Below are 1,200 nucleotides of genomic sequence, written 5' to 3'. Positions count from 1 at the left end.
CGCAATCCTGGCAGTTGGCCGAGGCGCTGTCTTTATTCAGGTAAGTAACATGCAGGCTATAGTGCTTGGCATCGTCCAGACCTTTCAACCTCAGGCTGACACTGTCCAAATCAAACAGAAAACGCTCAGCATTCCGTACGCCCCACTCGGTTGAAGCACTGCCTTGCTCTACGATAACCTGTGCCAATGTCCCGCTGGTCTCATTAGCCCCGGCATTGAAATACGCAAACTCGGTACCGTCACTGCGGGCGGCACTCACTGTTACATTGGCATTGACCTCATCACCACTGCCTCCCGCGGCACCGCCGGCACCATCGGCCGCGCCCCACCACACATCCTTGGCCTCCAGCCGCGTGCTCGTCTCCGCATACGCACCCTGGCCACCGTTGGCAAAGATCTCGCCGCCGTCCACCACGATACTGCCACGCTGACTGTATAAGCCGTGGTCGCCATTGGCAAACACCCGCAGCCCACTGGCACTGATGTTACCGTAGCTATTGGCTACCCCCTGTTGGCGGTTGGCAAACACCGCCACCTCCTCCAGGCTCACATTACTGCTGCTGCTATAAATACCGCGATAAGCACTGTTGCTGACCTCTGCATGAGCCAGACGTTGATGGCTGGAGTTGTAGCTGATACCCGCTATGTTGCTCTCGCCGGCGTAACGCACCGACACATACTCCATCGGGCTGGCATTATCCGGCGCCGCATCGTTGAAGCGTATGCCCCGCCAATCGCCGCCAGTCGCCGTGCTGGCATAGCCGTCCATATTGCTGTCACCACCGACACTGTCATCGGCGTAACTGGTGTAAGTGATTGGCGCCGACGCCGTTCCCACACTGCCAAGTTCGCCACTGACCCACAGCTCTGCGCCCGGCAGAAATTTCAACGCCACCCCGGGAGACAGGTTCAACTTGTAGCCCGAATTCACCCCCAGACTGCCGGAGACGACATAGCTGTTGAGCTGTGCCCCTTCCTGGCTGATCACCTCCAGGTTCAGGTCACGGCTCAGCCCCTGGCCCAGCAACATCACAGTGTTGTAAGTGTTGGGCAGCAGCACGTTGTTATCGCCGGCGTTGGGCATCATTGTCGCCGGCACCAACATGGGCCGCTTGTTGTCTATGATGATATTGCCCGTCAGCACGGGGCCCGTGACCGCATAGCGGAAATACACGCCCCAGTCACCGTTGTGCTCTATGC

Annotated in this window: 1 protein-coding gene; it reads right to left on the bottom strand. The window is 58.7% G+C overall.

Annotated elements, in window-relative coordinates; translation table 11 throughout:
• The coding region (locus LZP73_RS19155) for a hypothetical protein (protein WP_234236507.1) at window positions 1-1,200 on the bottom strand (1,200 nt) is incomplete at both ends.

Origin of the sequence: Shewanella sp. AS16 (genome assembly GCF_021412365.1) — a bacterium.
Taxonomy (GTDB): domain Bacteria; phylum Pseudomonadota; class Gammaproteobacteria; order Enterobacterales; family Shewanellaceae; genus Shewanella; species Shewanella salipaludis.
The sequence above is the reverse complement of the archived record's forward strand: the minus strand, read 5'-3'. Positions and strand labels throughout refer to the sequence as shown.